The organism is Streptomyces flavalbus (assembly GCF_042674625.1).
Lineage (GTDB): Bacteria > Actinomycetota > Actinomycetes > Streptomycetales > Streptomycetaceae > Streptomyces > Streptomyces flavalbus.
On record NZ_JBHTEB010000001.1, the window covers coordinates 3025886 to 3041599 of the forward strand.

General features: G+C 71.3%; 14 protein-coding genes and 2 tRNA genes. 12 read left to right on the plus strand and 4 right to left on the minus strand.

Features of this window, described 5'->3' with window-relative positions:
• Positions 1–2: 2 nt before the first annotated feature.
• Positions 3–950: a D-2-hydroxyacid dehydrogenase gene (locus ACFQZ6_RS13460; protein WP_381608010.1), complete on the minus strand. Its 948-nt coding sequence runs from the start codon at positions 948–950 to the stop codon at positions 3–5.
• A gap of 178 nt (positions 951–1128) precedes the next feature.
• Here ACFQZ6_RS13460 and ACFQZ6_RS13465 point away from each other — a divergent pair, with 178 nt between their 5' ends.
• The 8 genes from ACFQZ6_RS13465 (at position 1129) to ACFQZ6_RS13500 (ending at position 7384) form a co-directional block, all read left to right on the plus strand.
• The gene (locus ACFQZ6_RS13465; protein ID WP_381608012.1) at positions 1129–1944 is read left to right on the plus strand and encodes a maleate cis-trans isomerase family protein; all 816 of its coding nucleotides are present in this window, start codon (positions 1129–1131) and stop codon (positions 1942–1944) included.
• Between the two features lie 23 nt (positions 1945–1967).
• Entirely contained in the window at positions 1968–2702 is a 735-nt protein-coding gene (locus ACFQZ6_RS13470) for a maleate cis-trans isomerase family protein (protein ID WP_381608014.1), read from the plus strand.
• 410 nt (positions 2703–3112) lie between these two features.
• On the plus strand, positions 3113–4015 hold the full coding sequence (gene ehuB / locus ACFQZ6_RS13475; protein WP_381608016.1) for an ectoine/hydroxyectoine ABC transporter substrate-binding protein EhuB: 903 nt from the start codon (positions 3113–3115) through the stop codon (positions 4013–4015).
• 15 nt (positions 4016–4030) lie between these two features.
• Positions 4031–4777, plus strand: coding sequence for an ectoine/hydroxyectoine ABC transporter permease subunit EhuC (gene ehuC / locus ACFQZ6_RS13480; RefSeq protein WP_381608018.1), 747 nt, complete (start codon positions 4031–4033; stop codon positions 4775–4777).
• Complete coding sequence (ehuD, locus tag ACFQZ6_RS13485) at positions 4774–5418, plus strand: ectoine/hydroxyectoine ABC transporter permease subunit EhuD (protein WP_381608020.1); 645 nt, start codon at positions 4774–4776, stop codon at positions 5416–5418. Before ehuC ends, ehuD begins: the two co-directional genes overlap by 4 nt.
• Positions 5408–6244: an ectoine/hydroxyectoine ABC transporter ATP-binding protein EhuA gene (gene ehuA / locus ACFQZ6_RS13490; RefSeq protein WP_381608023.1), complete on the plus strand. Its 837-nt coding sequence runs from the start codon at positions 5408–5410 to the stop codon at positions 6242–6244. Before ehuD ends, ehuA begins: the two co-directional genes overlap by 11 nt.
• Before the next feature lie 211 nt (positions 6245–6455).
• On the plus strand, positions 6456–7214 hold the full coding sequence (locus ACFQZ6_RS13495; protein WP_381608025.1) for an IclR family transcriptional regulator: 759 nt from the start codon (positions 6456–6458) through the stop codon (positions 7212–7214).
• 96 nt (positions 7215–7310) lie between these two features.
• Positions 7311–7384 (plus strand) — tRNA-Lys (locus tag ACFQZ6_RS13500).
• Positions 7385–7446: 62 nt separating this feature from the next.
• Here the strand turns inward: ACFQZ6_RS13500 and ACFQZ6_RS13505 are convergent.
• A complete protein-coding gene (locus tag ACFQZ6_RS13505; RefSeq protein ID WP_381608027.1) occupies positions 7447–8052 on the minus strand; it encodes a lytic polysaccharide monooxygenase auxiliary activity family 9 protein in 606 nt (201 codons plus the stop codon).
• Between the two features lie 131 nt (positions 8053–8183).
• Entirely contained in the window at positions 8184–9230 is a 1047-nt protein-coding gene (locus ACFQZ6_RS13510; protein WP_381608029.1) for an SPFH domain-containing protein, read from the minus strand.
• Between the two features lie 208 nt (positions 9231–9438).
• Here ACFQZ6_RS13510 and ACFQZ6_RS13515 point away from each other — a divergent pair.
• The 3 genes from ACFQZ6_RS13515 to ACFQZ6_RS13525 all read left to right on the plus strand — a co-directional run bounded on the left by ACFQZ6_RS13515 (position 9439) and on the right by ACFQZ6_RS13525 (position 13631).
• A tRNA-Lys gene (locus ACFQZ6_RS13515) sits at positions 9439–9512 on the plus strand.
• Positions 9513–9735: 223 nt separating this feature from the next.
• Positions 9736–11697: a glycosyltransferase family 2 protein gene (locus ACFQZ6_RS13520; protein ID WP_381608030.1), complete on the plus strand. Its 1962-nt coding sequence runs from the start codon at positions 9736–9738 to the stop codon at positions 11695–11697.
• Positions 11694–13631, plus strand: a complete 1938-nt coding sequence (locus ACFQZ6_RS13525) for a galactose oxidase-like domain-containing protein (RefSeq protein WP_381608032.1) — start codon at positions 11694–11696, stop codon at positions 13629–13631. The genes ACFQZ6_RS13520 and ACFQZ6_RS13525 overlap by 4 nt, the downstream gene beginning before the upstream one ends.
• On the opposite strand, the gene ACFQZ6_RS13530 is transcribed toward ACFQZ6_RS13525, so the two are convergent.
• Positions 13632–14651: a glycoside hydrolase family 6 protein gene (locus tag ACFQZ6_RS13530; RefSeq protein WP_381608034.1), complete on the minus strand. Its 1020-nt coding sequence runs from the start codon at positions 14649–14651 to the stop codon at positions 13632–13634.
• Positions 14652–14786: 135 nt separating this feature from the next.
• Here ACFQZ6_RS13530 and ACFQZ6_RS13535 point away from each other — a divergent pair, with 135 nt between their 5' ends.
• Positions 14787–15536, plus strand: coding sequence for an ANTAR domain-containing protein (locus tag ACFQZ6_RS13535; RefSeq protein ID WP_381608036.1), 750 nt, complete (start codon positions 14787–14789; stop codon positions 15534–15536).
• Positions 15537–15714 lie beyond the last annotated feature (178 nt).

Consider the following 15714-nt stretch of genomic DNA (forward strand, 5'->3'; position numbering starts at 1 on the left):
CCTCAGTGACCAGGGACGTATCCCCGGCGCTTGTCGACGACGTTCGGCAGCGGCCTGCCCTTCTCCCACCGCTCGTACATCTCCACGAACTGCGCGCCGAGTTCGTCCCGCCAGCCGACCGTGTCCCCGCTCATGTGCGGGGAGACGATCAGCCCCGGCACGTCCCACAGCGGGCTGTCCGGCGGCAGCGGCTCCCGCTCGAACACGTCCAGGGCGGCCCCCGCGATCCACCGCCTGGCCAGCGCGTCCGCGAGCGCGTCCGCGTCGACGAGCCCGCCGCGGCCGATGTTGACGAACCGCGCGGACGGCTGCATCACCCCGAACCGCCGGGCGTCGAACATCCCGCGCGTGTCGTCGGTCAGCGGCGCCGCCGCGACCACCCAGTCCGCGCGGGCCAGCAGCCGGTCCAGGTCCCGCGGCCCGTGGACACCGGTGCGCGGGGTGCGGCCGACCAGGGCGGTGGTGACGCCGAGCGCCTTGAGCACGGCCACGATCGCCCGCCCGATCGGCCCCGAGCCGACCACCACGGCGCGCGTCCCGGCGACCTTCTGGCTCTCCCGGTGGCGCCAGGTCCGCCCGCGCTGGAGTTCCCAGGTGCGCGGCAGGTCCTTCGCCATGGCGAGGACCAGCGCGGCGACGTACTCGGCGATGGGCTGGTCGAAGACGCCGCGCGCGTTGGTCACCACCGTGTCGGACGCGGCGAGTTCCGGGCACATCAGATGGTCCACGCCCGCGCTCGCCGTGTGCACCCAGCGCGGCCGGGGCCCGTCGCCCGGCCACGCCTCGCGCACGGCGTGCGAGGTGAAGTCCCACACCAGCAGCACGTCGGCGGACGGCAGCCGCTCGGCGAGCGTGGTCGCGTCCGCGTGCTCGACCCGCACCCGGCCGGTGAGCCGTCCGAGGCGGGGCGGTGGTTCGGCGTCCAGCACCAGGAGGGTGGGGAGGGTCATCGGCAGCAGCGTCTCCGCGCTAGGTGGGCACCGGCTTGCAACGACATTAACCAGGTGTTGACCTGGTGGTGACGCGGGCGGATTGACCACGCTCGCACCGGAACCTACCTTCGTCAACACGGCCGTGGCGCACGGTCCGTCGCCGTTCCACTTCGCAGCGTAAGGCCGGTGCGTGGCTATGGACCTTACCTTTCTCGGCGGGCCCGCTCCCCAGCGGGGAGTCGGCGTCGTGGCCCCCTTCGACTTCGCGCTCGACCGCGAGCTGTGGCGCTGGGTGCCGGACGAGGTCTCCCTGCACGTCACCCGCACCCCGTACGTCCCGGTGGAGGTCAGCCTGGACCTGGCCCGGCTGGTCAGCGAGCACGAGACGCTGGGCGAGGCGGTGCGCACCCTGATCACCGTCGCCCCGGAGGTCGTCGCCTACGCCTGCACCTCCGGCAGCTTCGTCGGCGGGCTCGCGGGCGAGCGCGCGATGTGCGAGGCGATGGTCCGCGCGGGCACGGTCCCCGCGGTGACCACCTCCGGCGCCCTGCTGGAGGCGCTGACCGAGCTGGGCGTGCGCCGGATCGCGCTGGTCACGCCGTACACCGTGTCCGTGACCCGGTCCCTTGAGGCGTACGTCGCTCAGGCCGGGGTCACGGTCGCGGGCTGCGCCTTCATGGGCCTGACCCGGCACATCTGGAAGGTGCCGTACCGGGAGGTCGCCGCCATGGCCCGGCAGGCGGTGAGCCGCCCCGGCACCGCGCAGGCCCTGTTCATCTCCTGCACCAACCTGCCCACGTACGACGTCATCCCGCAGTTGGAGGCGGAGCTGCGGATACCGGTGATCTCGGCCAACCAAGTGACGATGTGGGCGGCGCTGCGCCGACTGGGTACCCGTGCCGTGGGGCCGTACCAGGCGCTGACGGACCCGGCGGCGCGCGGCGGTCCCGACCTGCCGGAGGCACCGGACGTGCCGAGGGCGGCGCCGGAGGTCCCCGAAGCGCCGGAATGACGAACACGTAGGGAAGGCTGGACATGACAGCACTGGGATTCCTCTACCCGGGCCACTCCGCCGAGGACGACTACCCACGCATCGAACAACTCCTGGGCAGCGACATCCGGGTGGACCTGGTGCACACCGACATCGGGGAGGACGCGCACCGCGTGGACGCCCTGCGTGAGATGGGCTCCCCCGAGCGCCTCGCGGCCGGGGTCGAGGAACTCCGGCTCACCGGCGCGGAGGCGGTGGTGTGGGCCTGCACCAGCGGCAGCTTCGTGCACGGCTGGGAGGGCGCCCACGAACAGGTCCGGGCGCTCGCGCGTACGGCGGGCATGGCGGCGTCCTCCACCTCGTTCGCCTTCGTGCACGCGGTACGGGAGCTGGGCGCGCGCCGGGTCGCCGTCGGCGCGACCTACCCGGAGGACGTGGCCCAGCTCTTCGCGGACTTCCTGCGCACCGGCGGCCTGGAGGTCGTCGGCGTGCACAGCTCCGGCGTCGTCACCGCGGCGGAGGTCGGCACCTGGGGCGAGGCGGAGGTCGCGGCGCTGGCCCGCGCGGCCGACCGCCCGGACGCGGAGGTCCTCCTGCTGCCGGACACGGCCCTGCACACGGCGGCACACATCCCCGCCATCGAGAAGGACCTGGGCAAACCCATCCTGACGGCCAACCAGGTGACGGTCTGGGAGGCCCTCCGCCTGGCGGACCGCCGCGTGAACGCCCCGCGCCTCGGCGCGCTGTTCACCCGCGAGCCCCTGGTCCAGGTCGTCTGAGGGCACCTCGAACGCGATGAGCCCCGGTTCCGTTTCCCGGAACCGGGGCTCATCGCGTTCAGCGTTCATCCAGAGCGCCGGGCAGGGCTTGCACCTGCATCTCCCCACAGGAAGTGGGGCGTCTTGACTTGGACCACCAACGCACCACCGGCCTGTAGGGCTTCCACCCCGCCGACCGGCGTGTGATCACCGTACCCCAGCCGGGGGGGAGACGCACATCGATGGCTCGGAACGGTGACGCGCCGCCCGCACCGAGCGGGCGAGGAACACGACGCCCCCGAACACGGACCGGTCTCCTCCAGGTCACCGTTGCATCACATCCCCCGGTCGCGGGGCATACCCCCCGGCCATCGGGCAGGCGCCCCCACTGGCCGTCCGCACGTTGGCGAGACTCTGGAGGTTGCACGTCCATGACGCAGTTCCCGAACCTGTCCCGCAGGGGTTTCCTCACCAGAACCGCGGCCGTCGGCGGTGCCGTCGCCGTGCCCGGACTGATCACGGCCTGCAGCAAGACCGACGCTGCGGGCGACGGTGAGGGGTCGCGGCTGGACCAGCTCAAGAAGCAGGGCTATGTGAAGGTCGCCTACGCCAACGAGGCGCCGTACGGGTACGAGGAGAACGGGGACCTCAAGGGGGAGGCGCCGACCCTGCACGCGGAGATCTTCAAGGCGCTCGGGGTGGAGGAGCTGCGGCCCACGTTCTCCGAGTGGGACGGGCTGATCCCGGGGCTCCAGGCGGGCAAGTACGACGTGATCAGCGCGGGCATGGCGATCATCCCGGAGCGCTGTGAGAAGGCCCTGTTCTCCGAGCCCGAGTTCATCTCGCCGACCGCGCTGATGGTGAAGAAGGGCAACCCCAAGGGCATCACCGACCTGGCGTCGGCGAAGGAGGCCGGGGCGAGCATCGGCGTGATGTCGGGGGCCGTGGAGAAGAACTACGCCACCGCCGCCGGGATAGCCGAGGGCGACATCAAGACGCTCCAGAAGCCGCAGGACGGCGCCGACGCCGTCAAGGGCGGCCGGATCGACGCCTTCCTGCTGACCGGCATCTCCCTGAACTGGCTCGCCAGGAACAACTCCGGCCTTGAGGTCACCGAGTCCTTCGTGCCGGAGGTCGACGGGGTCAAGCAGTACAGCCCCGGCGGCGCCGTGTTCCGCAAGGGCAGCGAGGACCTGCGGGACGCCTTCAACCGGGAGCTGAAGAAGATCACCTCGGACCCGGACCGCTATGTGCAGCTGGTCGGCGAGTACGGCTTCGGCAAGGACACCATCCCGCCCGCCGACCTGAAGACCGCCGAGCTGTGCAAGGCCTGACGGGACCTCTCACGCATGGGTGACTTCTACACGTACTTCTTCGACCACCTGCCGGACGTGTGGTCGGGGCTCTGGGTGACGGTCTCCGCGACGGTCTTCGGCGCCGCCGTCGCCCTCGCCCTGTCCTTCGTCTTCGGCTTCATGGCGAACTCCCGCCCCGTGCTGGTGCGGGGCACCTCCCGGGTGATCGTGGAGTTCTTCCGCGGCACCTCGCTGTACGTCCAGCTCTTCTGGCTGTACTACGCCTTCCCGCTGATGTTCGGCTACGAGCTGACGCCGCTGTTCTGCGGGGTGCTGGCGTTCGGCATGAACTACGGGGCGTACGGCTCCGAGGTGGTGCGCGGCGCCCTGAACGCCGTACCGAAGGCGCAGTGGGAGGCGGCCCTCGCGCTGAACATGACGCCGGCGCAGCGGATGCGGCGGGTGATCCTGCCGCAGGCGTGGGTGCAGATGATCCCGCCGTTCACCAACCTGCTGATCCAGCTCCTGAAGTGCACGCCGCTGCTGTGGCTGATCTCCGCGGCCGAGCTGACGTCCGTGGTGCAGCAGATGCGCGACCGCACTGGTGAGACCACCTGGGCGTACGTGACGCTGCTGGTGATCTACTTCGTCCTCGCCTACGCGCTGACGCTGCTGATGAACCTGCTGGAGCGGCACGCCAAGTCCCGCCTCGGCCGGGGCACCCCGGCCAGGGGCCTGCTGCGCCCCCGGACCGCTGAGGCCGCCGAGCGGCCCTCGATGACGGCGGGAGGCTCGCTGTGAACTACGAATGGGACTGGGGCGCGGTCGCCGACGCGTGGCCGTTGCTCTGGGAGGGCTTCAAGACCACCCTGCTCGCCACCGTCCTCGGCACCGCCGTCGCCGCCGTCCTGGGACTCGTCGTCGCGATGGCGGGACGGGCGCCGTCCCGGTGGGTGACGGTGCCGGTGCGGGCCCTGACCGAGTTCGTGCGGTCCACGCCGCTGCTGGTGCAACTGGTGGGCGCGTACGCGGTCTTCAACACCGTCGAGCCGCTGACCATCGGCATCACCGTGCTTGGCATCCACTACGCCGCCTACCTCTCCGAGGTGTACCGGTCCGGCATCGACGCCGTGCCGAAGGGCCAGTGGGAGGCGTGCCGGGCGCTGTCGATGTCGCGGCGCCGCACCTGGCAGGCGGTGATCCTGCCGCAGGCGGTGCGCAACGTGCTGCCCGCGCTCGGCAACTACGCCATCTCGATGTTCAAGGAGACCCCGTTCCTGGCCGTGATCACGGTCCAGGAGATGGTCGCCGAAGCCCGCGAGTACGGCGCGACCCACTTCGTGTACGCCGAGGCGTTCACCCTCGCGGGCCTGATCTTCCTGGCGGCGAGCTATCCGACCTCGCTGCTGATGAGAAAGCTGGAGAAGCGTCTTGGCCACTGACGACCCCCTGCAGAAGACGACCCCCGAGGACCGCGCGCCCACCGGCGCCGCGGCGGCCCCCGGGCACCTGGTGGCGTTCGACCAGGTGGTCAAGCGCTACGGCGCCCATGTGGTCCTCGACCATCTGGACCTGACCGTCGAGCGCGGCCAGCACGTGACCCTGATCGGGCCGAGCGGCTCCGGCAAGACCACGATCCTGCGGCTGCTGATGACCCTGGAGAAGGTCAGCGGCGGCACGATCCACGTCGACGGGCAGCCGCTGAGCCACATGCCGGGTCCGGGCGGGACGCTGAAACCCGCCAACGAGCGGCACCAGCGGGAGATCCGCAAGAAGATCGGCATGGTCTTCCAGCAGTTCAACCTGTTCCCGAACATGAACGTGCTCCAGAACATCACCGAGGCCCCCGTCAACGTGCTCGGCATGGAGCGCGCGGAGGCCGAGGAGCGGGCCCGGGACCTGCTCCGGCTGGTGGGCCTGGAGGAGAAGATCACCGCGCACCCCACCCAGTTGTCGGGCGGCCAGCAGCAGCGGGTGGCGATCGCGCGGGCGCTGGCCATGCGGCCGGAGATCCTCCTCCTGGACGAGGTGACCTCGGCCCTCGACCCGGAGCTGGTGGCCGGGGTGCTCGACGTCCTGCGGGACATCGCGCACACCACCGACATCACCCTGCTCTGCGTCACCCACGAGATGAACTTCGCCCGGGACATCTCCGACCGGGTGATGATGTTCGACTCCGGCAAGATCATCGAGTCCGGCCCGCCGGAGAGGATCTTCGGTGAGCCGGAGCACGAACGCACGCGCGCCTTCCTCAGCGCGGTGCTGTGAGGTTACCGGCGGCGCCGGTCCGCTCGGCATATGCCAGGGGGACCGGCTCCGCTCCGGTGGCCCCGCAATGTTGTGAACATCCGCTCACCGAGCGCTTCCGGGCGGTTATCGTGGAAAGGATCCGGCCGCCGGATCAGCGGCCCACCGCCGACCCGAACCCGACCCACCGACCGGACCGAGGCCCGCACCGCGAGCGCGCAGGGGGAACACCGTGGCGCTTCAGCACGAGCCGACCGCGCCGTACCACTCGGCCCAGGACGCCCTGCGCGTCCTGGAGACGGTGGCGCGGCGCTCCACCGGAGTCACCGACACCGAGATCGCCCGTCACACCGGCCTCGGCACGGAGCGCCTGACCACGCTCCTGCGGATGCTGCGCCGTGAGGGGTACGTCGAGCAGATCGCCGACGGCACGTACGCCACCGGCGCGGCGCTGACCCGCCTCAGCTCCGCCCAGGGCCGTGACCGGGCCCTGCGCGAGCAGCTCCAGGGCACCCTGGACCGGCTGCGCGACTCGGTGGGCGCGGCCGTCTACATCAGCCGTTACGTCGACGGCGAGATCAGCATCGACCAGTACGCGGACGGCCCGGCCACCCCCAAGGTGAACGAGTGGGTCGACTTCCGCTCCTGCGCGCACGCCACCGCGATCGGCAAGAGCCTGCTGGGCCAGCTCGACCACAACGGCCGCCGGGACCATCTGCACCGGCACAAGATGGCCCGGCTGACCTCGCGCACGATCACCAGCGACAGGCTGCTGCTGTCCCGGCTGGAGTCGCAGCCGCCGACGGTGCCCGTCCTGGACCTCCAGGAGTACGCGGTCGGCACGGTCTGCGCGGCCGTGCCGCTCACCGCGGGTGCCACGGCGGGCTGTCTGGCGCTGTCCCTGCCGGTGGAGCACGCCCACCGGCTGCGCCGCGCCGCCGACGCCCTGAACCGGAACGCGGCGCCGGTACTGCTGTCGCTGGCGATCTGAGCCTTCGTGCGCGTGGTCGGGACCACCCCCGTGGACCAGGTAGTATTTTCTCCGTCGCCGCCGCGAGGCGCAGGTCAAGCGGACGGCGGGAGTCATGCGCCGCTAGCTCAGTTGGTTAGAGCAGCTGACTCTTAATCAGCGGGTCCGGGGTTCGAGTCCCTGGCGGCGCACGGTATGAGGGGCCCTCGCTTCAGGCGGGGGCCCCTTGTCGTGCGCCCGTGCGGGCCGCCCGTCAGAAGGTGACGTCCGAGCAGGCGTAGAAGGCGTTGCCGGTGTCGTGGACCGTCCACACCGCGAGGATCACGTGGTGTCCGCTCAGCCCGGACGGCAGGGTGCCGCTGTGCGAGAGCGTCGACGGCGGGCGCTGACCGCCGTAGGGGACCGTCAGGAACGGGGTCAGGTTGAGGTCGGAGCGGGCCAGCGCGTGGTCCTGGTTCCAGCCCGGCTTGGTGACGTAGTACTTGAAGTCGGTCGTGGCGTGCATCGCCGTGAACTGCCAGCGGAAGGTGTAGCTCTGCCCGCCGCTCACCCGCGTCGTCGGCCAGGCGCCGCCCGAGGGCGTGCGCGGGCTGTCGAGCGCGGCGAACGGCGTGTTGCCCGCGGAGCAGATCCGGCCGTCGGCGGGCCCGGAGGACGGGAAGCCCTTGGGCCCCTCGACGCTCTGCGGCTCCCACTGGATGGCGCCGCAGTTGGTGACCGTGCCGTTCTGGCACAGCTTCTGCCTGCTGATGGGGAGGTCGGTGTAGCCGTGACCACTGGCTCCACCGGAGGAGAGCACGAGGGCGCCGGTGGTGGCGAGACCCACCAGCGCGGCGGACAACTTGGTCTTTCGGTGCATACTGCCGCTCCTGGGACGTGGGGGAAGATCAGTGAGCCGTGCAGGTCTAGACCAAGTCCCAGATTATGGCTGACCCTTGAACATGTCCATACCAATCGCGGGACGCGTTCCGGGGCCGCCCGCCCCGTGCCTCAGGGCCCCGCCTCACCGCCCCGCCCGGCGCAGAACGCCACCGTCAGGTCCTTCACCAGCGCCTTGCGTTCGCCGTCGTCCAGCGCCACCAGACCCCGCACGGTCAGCCGGGTCACCGTGTCCTCCACGGAGTCCACCACCGAGGTCAGCACGCTCGCCCGGTGCCGGGCGTCCAGCTCGGTGATCCGGCGCCGGTGCGTCGCGGCGGCCACCTCGGGCGGGTACTCCACCCGCACCGGCCGCACCGAGCACACCTCGACGCCCACCGCCGCGGCCTCCGGCGCCACCAGCCGGGTCAGCGCCTCCCCGGCCACGCCCGCGGCGGCGCCAGGACCCGCCACCGGCGCCCTGACCAGCGCCGCCTCCACGCACTCCCGCAGATACCGCTCGTAGTCCTCGACCCCAAGCACCGCCCGCGCGGTGTCCCGCACCCGCCACACCACCAGCACCGCCACCCGCACGGCCACCCCCGCCCCGTCGACCGCGGGCACCGGCTCGCTGCGCCAGTGCCGCAGCCGGACGTCCACCCGGCGGCGCAGCAGCAGCGGGTTGACCCACAGCAGCCCCGTCCGCCGCACGGTCCCCCGGTACCGTCCGAACAGCCCGAGCACCCAGGCCCGCCCGGTCCGCCCGCGCGCCAGCCCGCCGAACCCGAGGAGTCCGAGCGCCCCCGCCCCGGCGTACGCCGCCCACTGCGCCGGACCGGGCCCCGCCCCGGCGGACGCGGGCAGCCCCAGCGCCGCCACCGCCCCGGGCGGCAGCAGCCCCGCCCACCAGGACGTGCCCGCGCACCCGGCCGCCCCCACGGCACCGGCGAGCACCCCCACCGCCCCGGGCAGCACCCGCGCGGGCCGCTCCACCAGCTCCGGGTCGACCTCCGGCACGGGGCGCGGCTTCGCCGCGGCGGGGCGGCGGCGGCCGGTCACGACGGCGGGCCCGAGCGGCACGGAGACCGGCTCGGGCCCGGGTTCGTCACGGAACAGCAGGTGGACGGGGATCTCGGTGGTGGCCTCGTTCTGGATGAGCCGGGAGACCGGTGGCTCCATGCGACCTCCCTCACACTCCCGCGGGACATGCTCACGCTGGTGCACGGCTGTGCGTGTTGATCAGTTTTCCAACTGTCCGCCGGGCGCGCATGTTGACGGTCCGAACGATGTACGCGCCCCCGCCGGGCGCCCCCGTGCTTCCACCCGTCCCCCGCCGCCGTGGTCCGGGGCACCCCCGGAGGTCATGTAGAGTTAACGCCGTCAGCAGGCGCCGCTAGCTCAGTTGGTTAGAGCAGCTGACTCTTAATCAGCGGGTCCGGGGTTCGAGTCCCTGGCGGCGCACCGACAGCAAGGCCCTCCGCGGTAGCGGGGGGCCTTTCGCGTGCCCGTCCGAGCGCTCGGCCGACTTCCGAAGGAACCGGAAGGCGGCAGTCCATGTCTATAGGGTGGGGAGACCTCGTGGTGACCGCCGCCCGCCACTGACACGCCCGTGCCGGTCGGGGGACTGGAACGGACGCCAGGAACCGACATACACGCACTGACCAAGCGTGTGGGGGGATGACTCATGACGTCGACGCCGACGCCGAGGGGCGCCGGGCGGAACCAGGACCCGTCACCGACCACCCAGCTCCGGGTGCCGACCCACCGGATGAGCACCACCGGCACCTTCCGCCGGATCAGGAAGTCGCTGCCGAGATACGACTACGAGCACTACAGCCGACTGGCGGGCCCCCTCACCCAGCCCGATCCGAACAGACCGTACAGGGTGCGCTACCGCTCCCTGATCTCCCAGGAGCCGCACCGCGTACGGGTGGCGCTGATGCTGGCCGCCGCGCCGCTGCTGTCGCTGGTCCTGCTGGCCTGGCTGCTCCAGCCCTCGCACTGGACCGAACGCGACCACGCCGAGTACGACTTCCTGCCCGCGCTCGACGTCGTGATGCTGGTCTCGATCGGCCTGATCGAGTTCTTCCGCTGTATGAACGTGCTGTCCAACGCGCACGCCACCCTGGTCGCCCGCGACCCGGTCCCGGTGGTGCCGGAGCCCGGCACCCGCGTCGCCTTCCTCACCTCCTTCGTGCCCGGCAAGGAGCCGCTGGAGATGGTGACGAGGACCCTGGAGGCGGCGGTGCGGATACGCCACCGGGGCCTGCTGCACGTCTGGCTGCTCGACGAGGGCGACGACCCCGAGGTCAAGGCGGTCTGCGCGCGGCTCGGCGTGCACCACTTCTCCCGCAAGGGCGTCCCCCACTGGAACCAGGCCAAGGGCCCGCACCGCGCGAGGACCAAGCACGGCAACTACAACGCCTGGCTCGACGCGCACGGCGACCACTACGACTTCTTCGCCTCCGTCGACACCGACCACGTGCCGCTGCCCAACTACCTGGAGCGGATGCTCGGCTTCTTCCGCGACCCGGACGTCGGCTTCGTCATCGGCCCGCAGGTGTACGGCAACTACGACAACTTCGTCACCAAGGCCGCCGAGTCGCAGCAGTTCCTCTTCCACGCCCTGATCCAGCGCGCGGGCAACAGGTACGGCGCGCCCATGTTCGTCGGCACCTCCAACGCCGTACGCGTCAAGGCGCTCAAGCAGATCGGCGGGCTGTACGACTCGATCACCGAGGACATGGCGACCGGGTTCGAGATGCACCGCGCGAAGAACCCGGCGACCGGCCGCAAGTGGCGCTCGGTCTACACGCCGGACGTGCTCGCCGTCGGTGAGGGCCCGAACGCCTGGACGGACTTCTTCACCCAGCAGATGCGCTGGTCGCGCGGGACGTACGAGACGATCCTCAAGCAGTACTGGAAGGGCTGGTACTCGCTGCCGCCGAGCAGGCTCTTCAACTACACGATGATGATCATCTTCTATCCGATGTCCGCCCTGAACTGGATTCTCGCGGCGCTGAGCTGCGTGCTGTTCCTCGGCCTCGGCGCCTCGGGCGTGAGCATCGACCCCGCCGTGTGGCTGATGCTCTACGGCAACGCCACCGCCCTCCAGATCGGCCTCTACGTCTGGAACCGCCGCCACAACGTCTCCCCGCACGAGCCGGAGGGCTCCGGCGGGGTGGCGGGCATGGTGATGTCCGCGCTGTCGGCGCCGCTGTACGCCAAGGCCCTCGTCGACGCCGTACTGCGCCGCAAGAGCAGGTTCGTCGTCACCCCCAAGGGGGACTCGGCCAGCCCGGACACCTGGTTCGGCACCTTCCGCTACCACTGGTACTTCATCGCGGTCTTCGGGGGCTCGATCGCCGCCGGGTTCACGCTCGGCCACGCGCACCCCGCGATGATCGTCTGGGCGTCGTTCGCGCTGCTGATCACCGCGGCGCCGGTCGTCGCCTGGCGGCACGCGCCGCGGGGGCTGCCCCGTCGGCCCGCCGCGCCGACGGCGGTGCCCGAGCCGCGCGACGCGGCGCCCCGGTACGCGGCGCACACCCCGCAGCAGCGGCCCAGTTGGGCCGACGCGGACCCCGGGGAGAGCGAGCGGACCCTGCGGATCGCCCTGGGCGGGCTGGGGGGACGTAAGGAATGAAGGACCGTGCCAGCCGCCGCCGTGCCCGTCGCCTCGCGATAGGGACGGCGGTGGTGGTCGCGCTGGCCGGGATGAACGGGCCGTGGCTGTACCGCTTCGGGTCGGAGAAATACCACCAGTACCAGATCAACAGACCCGGCTACAAAGCCGAGAACGGCCACTGGGAGATCGTCGAGTTCCCCGAGGAGTACCGGCAGAACACCATCCACGCGGCGCTGCTGCGCACCGGGAAGGTGCTGCTCGTCGCGGGCTCCGGGAACGACCAGGAGAACTTCGACGCGAAGCGGTTCGACACCAGGGTCTGGGACCCGGTGAGGAACACCGTCAAGAAGGTCCCCACCCCCAACGACCTGTTCTGCACCGGCCACACCCAGCTCGCCGACGGCAACCTGCTGATCGCGGGCGGCACCAAGCGGTACGAGAAGCTCAAGGGCGACGTCACCAAGGCCGGTGGCCTGATGGTCGTCCACAACGAGAACCCGGACAAGCCGATCACGCTGCCCGCGGGCACCAGGTTCACCGGCAGGGAGAACGGCAAGACGTTCGTCTCCAAGGACCCGGTGCTGGTGCCGCGCGCGAAGAAGGTGTTCGACCCGGAGACCGGCGCGTTCCTGCACAACGACCCCGGGCTCGGCCGTGTCTACATCGAGGCGCAGCGGTCCGGCGCCAGGTACGAGACCGGCACCCAGGACAACTACCGCGTCCAGGGGCTGTCCGGGGCCGACGCGCGCAACACCTACGGGATGGCGGAGAAGCTCGCGCTCGACAAGAAGGACTTCCAGGGCATCCGCGACGCCTACGAGTTCGACCCGGTCGCCGAGAGGTACATCAAGGTCGACCCGATGAACGAGGCCCGCTGGTACCCCACGCTGACCACGCTCAGCGACGGCAGGGTCCTCAGCGTCTCCGGGCTCGACGACATCGGCCAGTTGGTGCCGGGCAAGAACGAGGTCTACGACCCCGAGACGAGGAAGTGGAGCTACACCGACAAGGTCCGGCAGTTCCCGACGTACCCGGCGCTGTTCCTGATGCGGAACGGCAAGGTCTTCTACTCGGGTTCCAACGCGGGCTACGGGCCGGACGACGTGGGGCGCGACCCCGGCGTCTGGGACGTGGACACCAACACGTTCCGCGAGATCCCCGGGCTGAGCGACGCCGACCGGATGGAGACGTCCGGCACGGTGCTGCTGCCCCCGGCGCAGGACGAGCGGTACCTGGTGATCGGCGGTGGCGGGGTCGGGGAGTCCACGCTGTCCAGTGCGAAGACGCGGCTCGTGGACCTCAAGGAGGACGAACCGCGGTTCCGGGACGGACCGCCGCTGGAGAAGGGGACGCGGTACCCGCAGGCGTCCGTGCTGCCCGACGACACGGTTCTCGTCTCCGGTGGGTCCGAGGACTACCGCGGGCGCGGTGACTCCGACATCCGGCAGGCGCGGATCTACGACACCCGGACGAACACGTTCCGGCGGGTCGCCGATCCGCTGGTGGGGCGGAACTACCACTCCGGGTCGATCCTGCTGCCCGACGGGCGGGTGATGTTCTTCGGCTCCGACTCGCTGTACGCGGACAAGGCGAACAGCAAGCCCGGGGAGTTCGAGCAGCGGATCGAGATCTACACGCCGCCGTATCTGTACGGGGGGTCGCGGCCCTCCCTTTCCGGCGGGCCGGAGTCCATCGAGCGCGGGGGGTCCGGGAGGTTCCGCTCGGAGGACGCCTCGGCCATCAAGTCGGCGCGGTTGATCCGGCCGAGTGCGTCGACGCATGTGACGGATGTGGACCAGCGGTCGATCGCGCTGGAGTTTGAGACGTCCGGGGACGAGGTCACGGTGAGCGTGCCGAAGAATCGGAACCTGGTGCAGGGTGGGTGGTACATGCTGTTCGTCGCGGACAGGGAGGGGACGCCTAGTGAGGCTCGGTGGGTTCGAGTGCCTTAGTTATCCGTCCGCCAGCTTCAGTGCGTACTCCGGCCACCACTCGCCCGCCCTTGGGCCGCCCTTGCATTCGCCGTCTGATTCGCCTGGGCGTTTGATCCAGAGGTAGGCGTCGACCAACGGGTCGGCCGTCTTTGTGGTCGGGGTTTCGCCCAGGGCCCTGCCCGGGGGGTTGCACCAGTTCTGGGCGGGGTCGCCCGCGGTGTACGGGCCGTTGCCGTTGCGGCTGGTGTCGATGACGAAGGGCTTGTCGCCGATCTTGGCGGAGAGGCTCTTGCCGTAGGCGATGGAGTCCTCGGTGGAGTAGAAGTTGGAGACGTTCACCGAGAAGCCGTCGGCCTGGTCGACGCCCGCCCGCCGCAACGGCTCGAAGATCTGGTCGGGGTTGCCCCAGCCCGCGTTGCCCGCGTCCAGGTAGACCTTGGTGGACTTCAGCGACTTCAGCTTGCCGACGGCGTACTTCAGGACGTCGTAGCGTTCCTCGTGGAACTCGCCCGGGGTGCAGCCGTCCACCAGGTGCAGTACGGCGTCGGGTTCGAGGATCACCGTCGCCGGGCGGTCGGCGATGCCCTGGGCGACCGCGTCGATCCAGCCACGGTAGGTGTCGCCGTCGGCGGCGCCGCCGCCGGAGTACTGGCCGCAGTCGCGGTGCGGGATGTTGTAGAGGACGAGCAGCGCCGTGCGGTCGGCCGCCGCGGCGGCCTCGGTGAAGCCGCGGGCGTCCCGCTCGGGCTGGTCGGGGCTGATCCACTCGCCGGTCGGCTGCTCGGCGATCCTGCGGATCTTCGCGGCCTCGGCGTCCTTGCCCGACTTCTCGTAGGTGGCGAGTTGCTGGGCCGCGGTGCCGTCCGGATTGACCCAGAACGGGTTGGCGTCCTTGGGCTGCTGGGTGATCCCGGCGCCCGCGTCGGCGCCGCCGTCTCCGCCGCCCCCGTCGCCGGAGGAGCACCCCGCGACCAGCAGCGCCGCCCCCAGCGCCGCCATGGCCGCCCGCGCTCCGGCCGCCCCCCTCGTGCCGTACATCCAACTCCCCCTTGGGTGCACTGTTCCAGCCTCAATCCTGACATAGGTGACGAGGCCGCTCCCAGGCCAGGAACGCCGGAGGCAGGCTTGACGTCGGTCGGTGACAGCCTGAGGGGAGACGAACGGTTCATGTTCATGGACGACAGCACCCGGGAACTCCGGGTCGCCGCCGCGCTGGTCGAGGCGGCCGACACGCTCACCGAACACGTCGACGAGGGGCGGCAGTTACGGCGGCTCGCGGACCGCTGCGTGGAGCTGCTGGCGGCGCGGGCCGCCGGGATCATGCTGTTCGACGAGGGGCGCGTGACCTCCCTGACCGCGAGCGGCACGCGCGAGGAGCTGGCGCTGGAACTGCTGGCCGTCCAGCGCGAGGAGGGGCCCTGCCTGGACAGCTACCGCGCCGGGCGGCCGGTGGAGCCGGTGGCTCTCGGGTCGGCGCGGGCGGTCGTCCAGTGGCCCGGGTTCACCCGGCGGGCGCTGCGGCACGGGGTCACGGCGACGTTCGCGGTGCCGCTGCGGCGCGGTGAGCGGGTGCTGGGCGCGCTGAACGTGTTCCTGCCGGGCGCCACCGGGGCGACCGCGCCACGGCTGGCGCAGAGCCTCGCCGACGGGGTGGTCCTCGGACTGCACAACCGCACCCTGTACCACCAGTGCCGCGCCCGCGCCCAGCAGTTGGAGCGGGCCCTGGCCAGCAGGGTGCCGATCGAGCAGGCCAAGGGGATGCTCGCCGAGCGCTGGCGCACCACCCCCGACGACGCGTTCACGGCGCTGCGGCGGTACGCGCGCCGCCACCAGGTGCCCCTGCGGCAGGTGGCGGCGGCGGTGGTCGACCGCACCGCGGACGACGCGGCGCTGCGCCGGGAGGCCGGGCACGCCGACCCCTAGGGTGTGCGGGTTTTCGTCTCTAGGCCCGGACCGGTCAGGTGTTCTAGAGTTTTCCCGGACGGCCCCAGACCCCGGCCGACCCCCGCCCTGAGTGACATCCACGCCTCCCGCGCTGGACGCCGGGTTACTCCCGCAGCCCGTGCGCGCGCGGTCGAGGACCAGCCCGGTCGGCGGCCTC

What these genes read in the sequence shown, in the direction of transcription:
- ACFQZ6_RS13460 (WP_381608010.1), bottom strand. Translation starts at nt 950, where the DNA reads ATGACCCTCCCCACCCTCCTGGTGCTGGACGCCGAACCACCGCCCCGC.
- ACFQZ6_RS13465 (WP_381608012.1), top strand. Translation starts at nt 1,129, where the DNA reads ATGGACCTTACCTTTCTCGGCGGGCCCGCTCCCCAGCGGGGAGTCGGC.
- ACFQZ6_RS13470 (WP_381608014.1), top strand. Translation starts at nt 1,968, where the DNA reads ATGACAGCACTGGGATTCCTCTACCCGGGCCACTCCGCCGAGGACGAC.
- ehuB (WP_381608016.1), top strand. Translation starts at nt 3,113, where the DNA reads ATGACGCAGTTCCCGAACCTGTCCCGCAGGGGTTTCCTCACCAGAACC.
- ehuC (WP_381608018.1), top strand. Translation starts at nt 4,031, where the DNA reads ATGGGTGACTTCTACACGTACTTCTTCGACCACCTGCCGGACGTGTGG.
- ACFQZ6_RS13505 (WP_381608027.1), bottom strand. Translation starts at nt 8,052, where the DNA reads ATGCACCGAAAGACCAAGTTGTCCGCCGCGCTGGTGGGTCTCGCCACC.
- ACFQZ6_RS13510 (WP_381608029.1), bottom strand. Translation starts at nt 9,230, where the DNA reads ATGGAGCCACCGGTCTCCCGGCTCATCCAGAACGAGGCCACCACCGAG.
- ACFQZ6_RS13520 (WP_381608030.1), top strand. Translation starts at nt 9,736, where the DNA reads ATGACGTCGACGCCGACGCCGAGGGGCGCCGGGCGGAACCAGGACCCG.
- ACFQZ6_RS13525 (WP_381608032.1), top strand. Translation starts at nt 11,694, where the DNA reads ATGAAGGACCGTGCCAGCCGCCGCCGTGCCCGTCGCCTCGCGATAGGG.
- ACFQZ6_RS13530 (WP_381608034.1), bottom strand. Translation starts at nt 14,651, where the DNA reads ATGTACGGCACGAGGGGGGCGGCCGGAGCGCGGGCGGCCATGGCGGCG.
- ACFQZ6_RS13535 (WP_381608036.1), top strand. Translation starts at nt 14,787, where the DNA reads ATGGACGACAGCACCCGGGAACTCCGGGTCGCCGCCGCGCTGGTCGAG.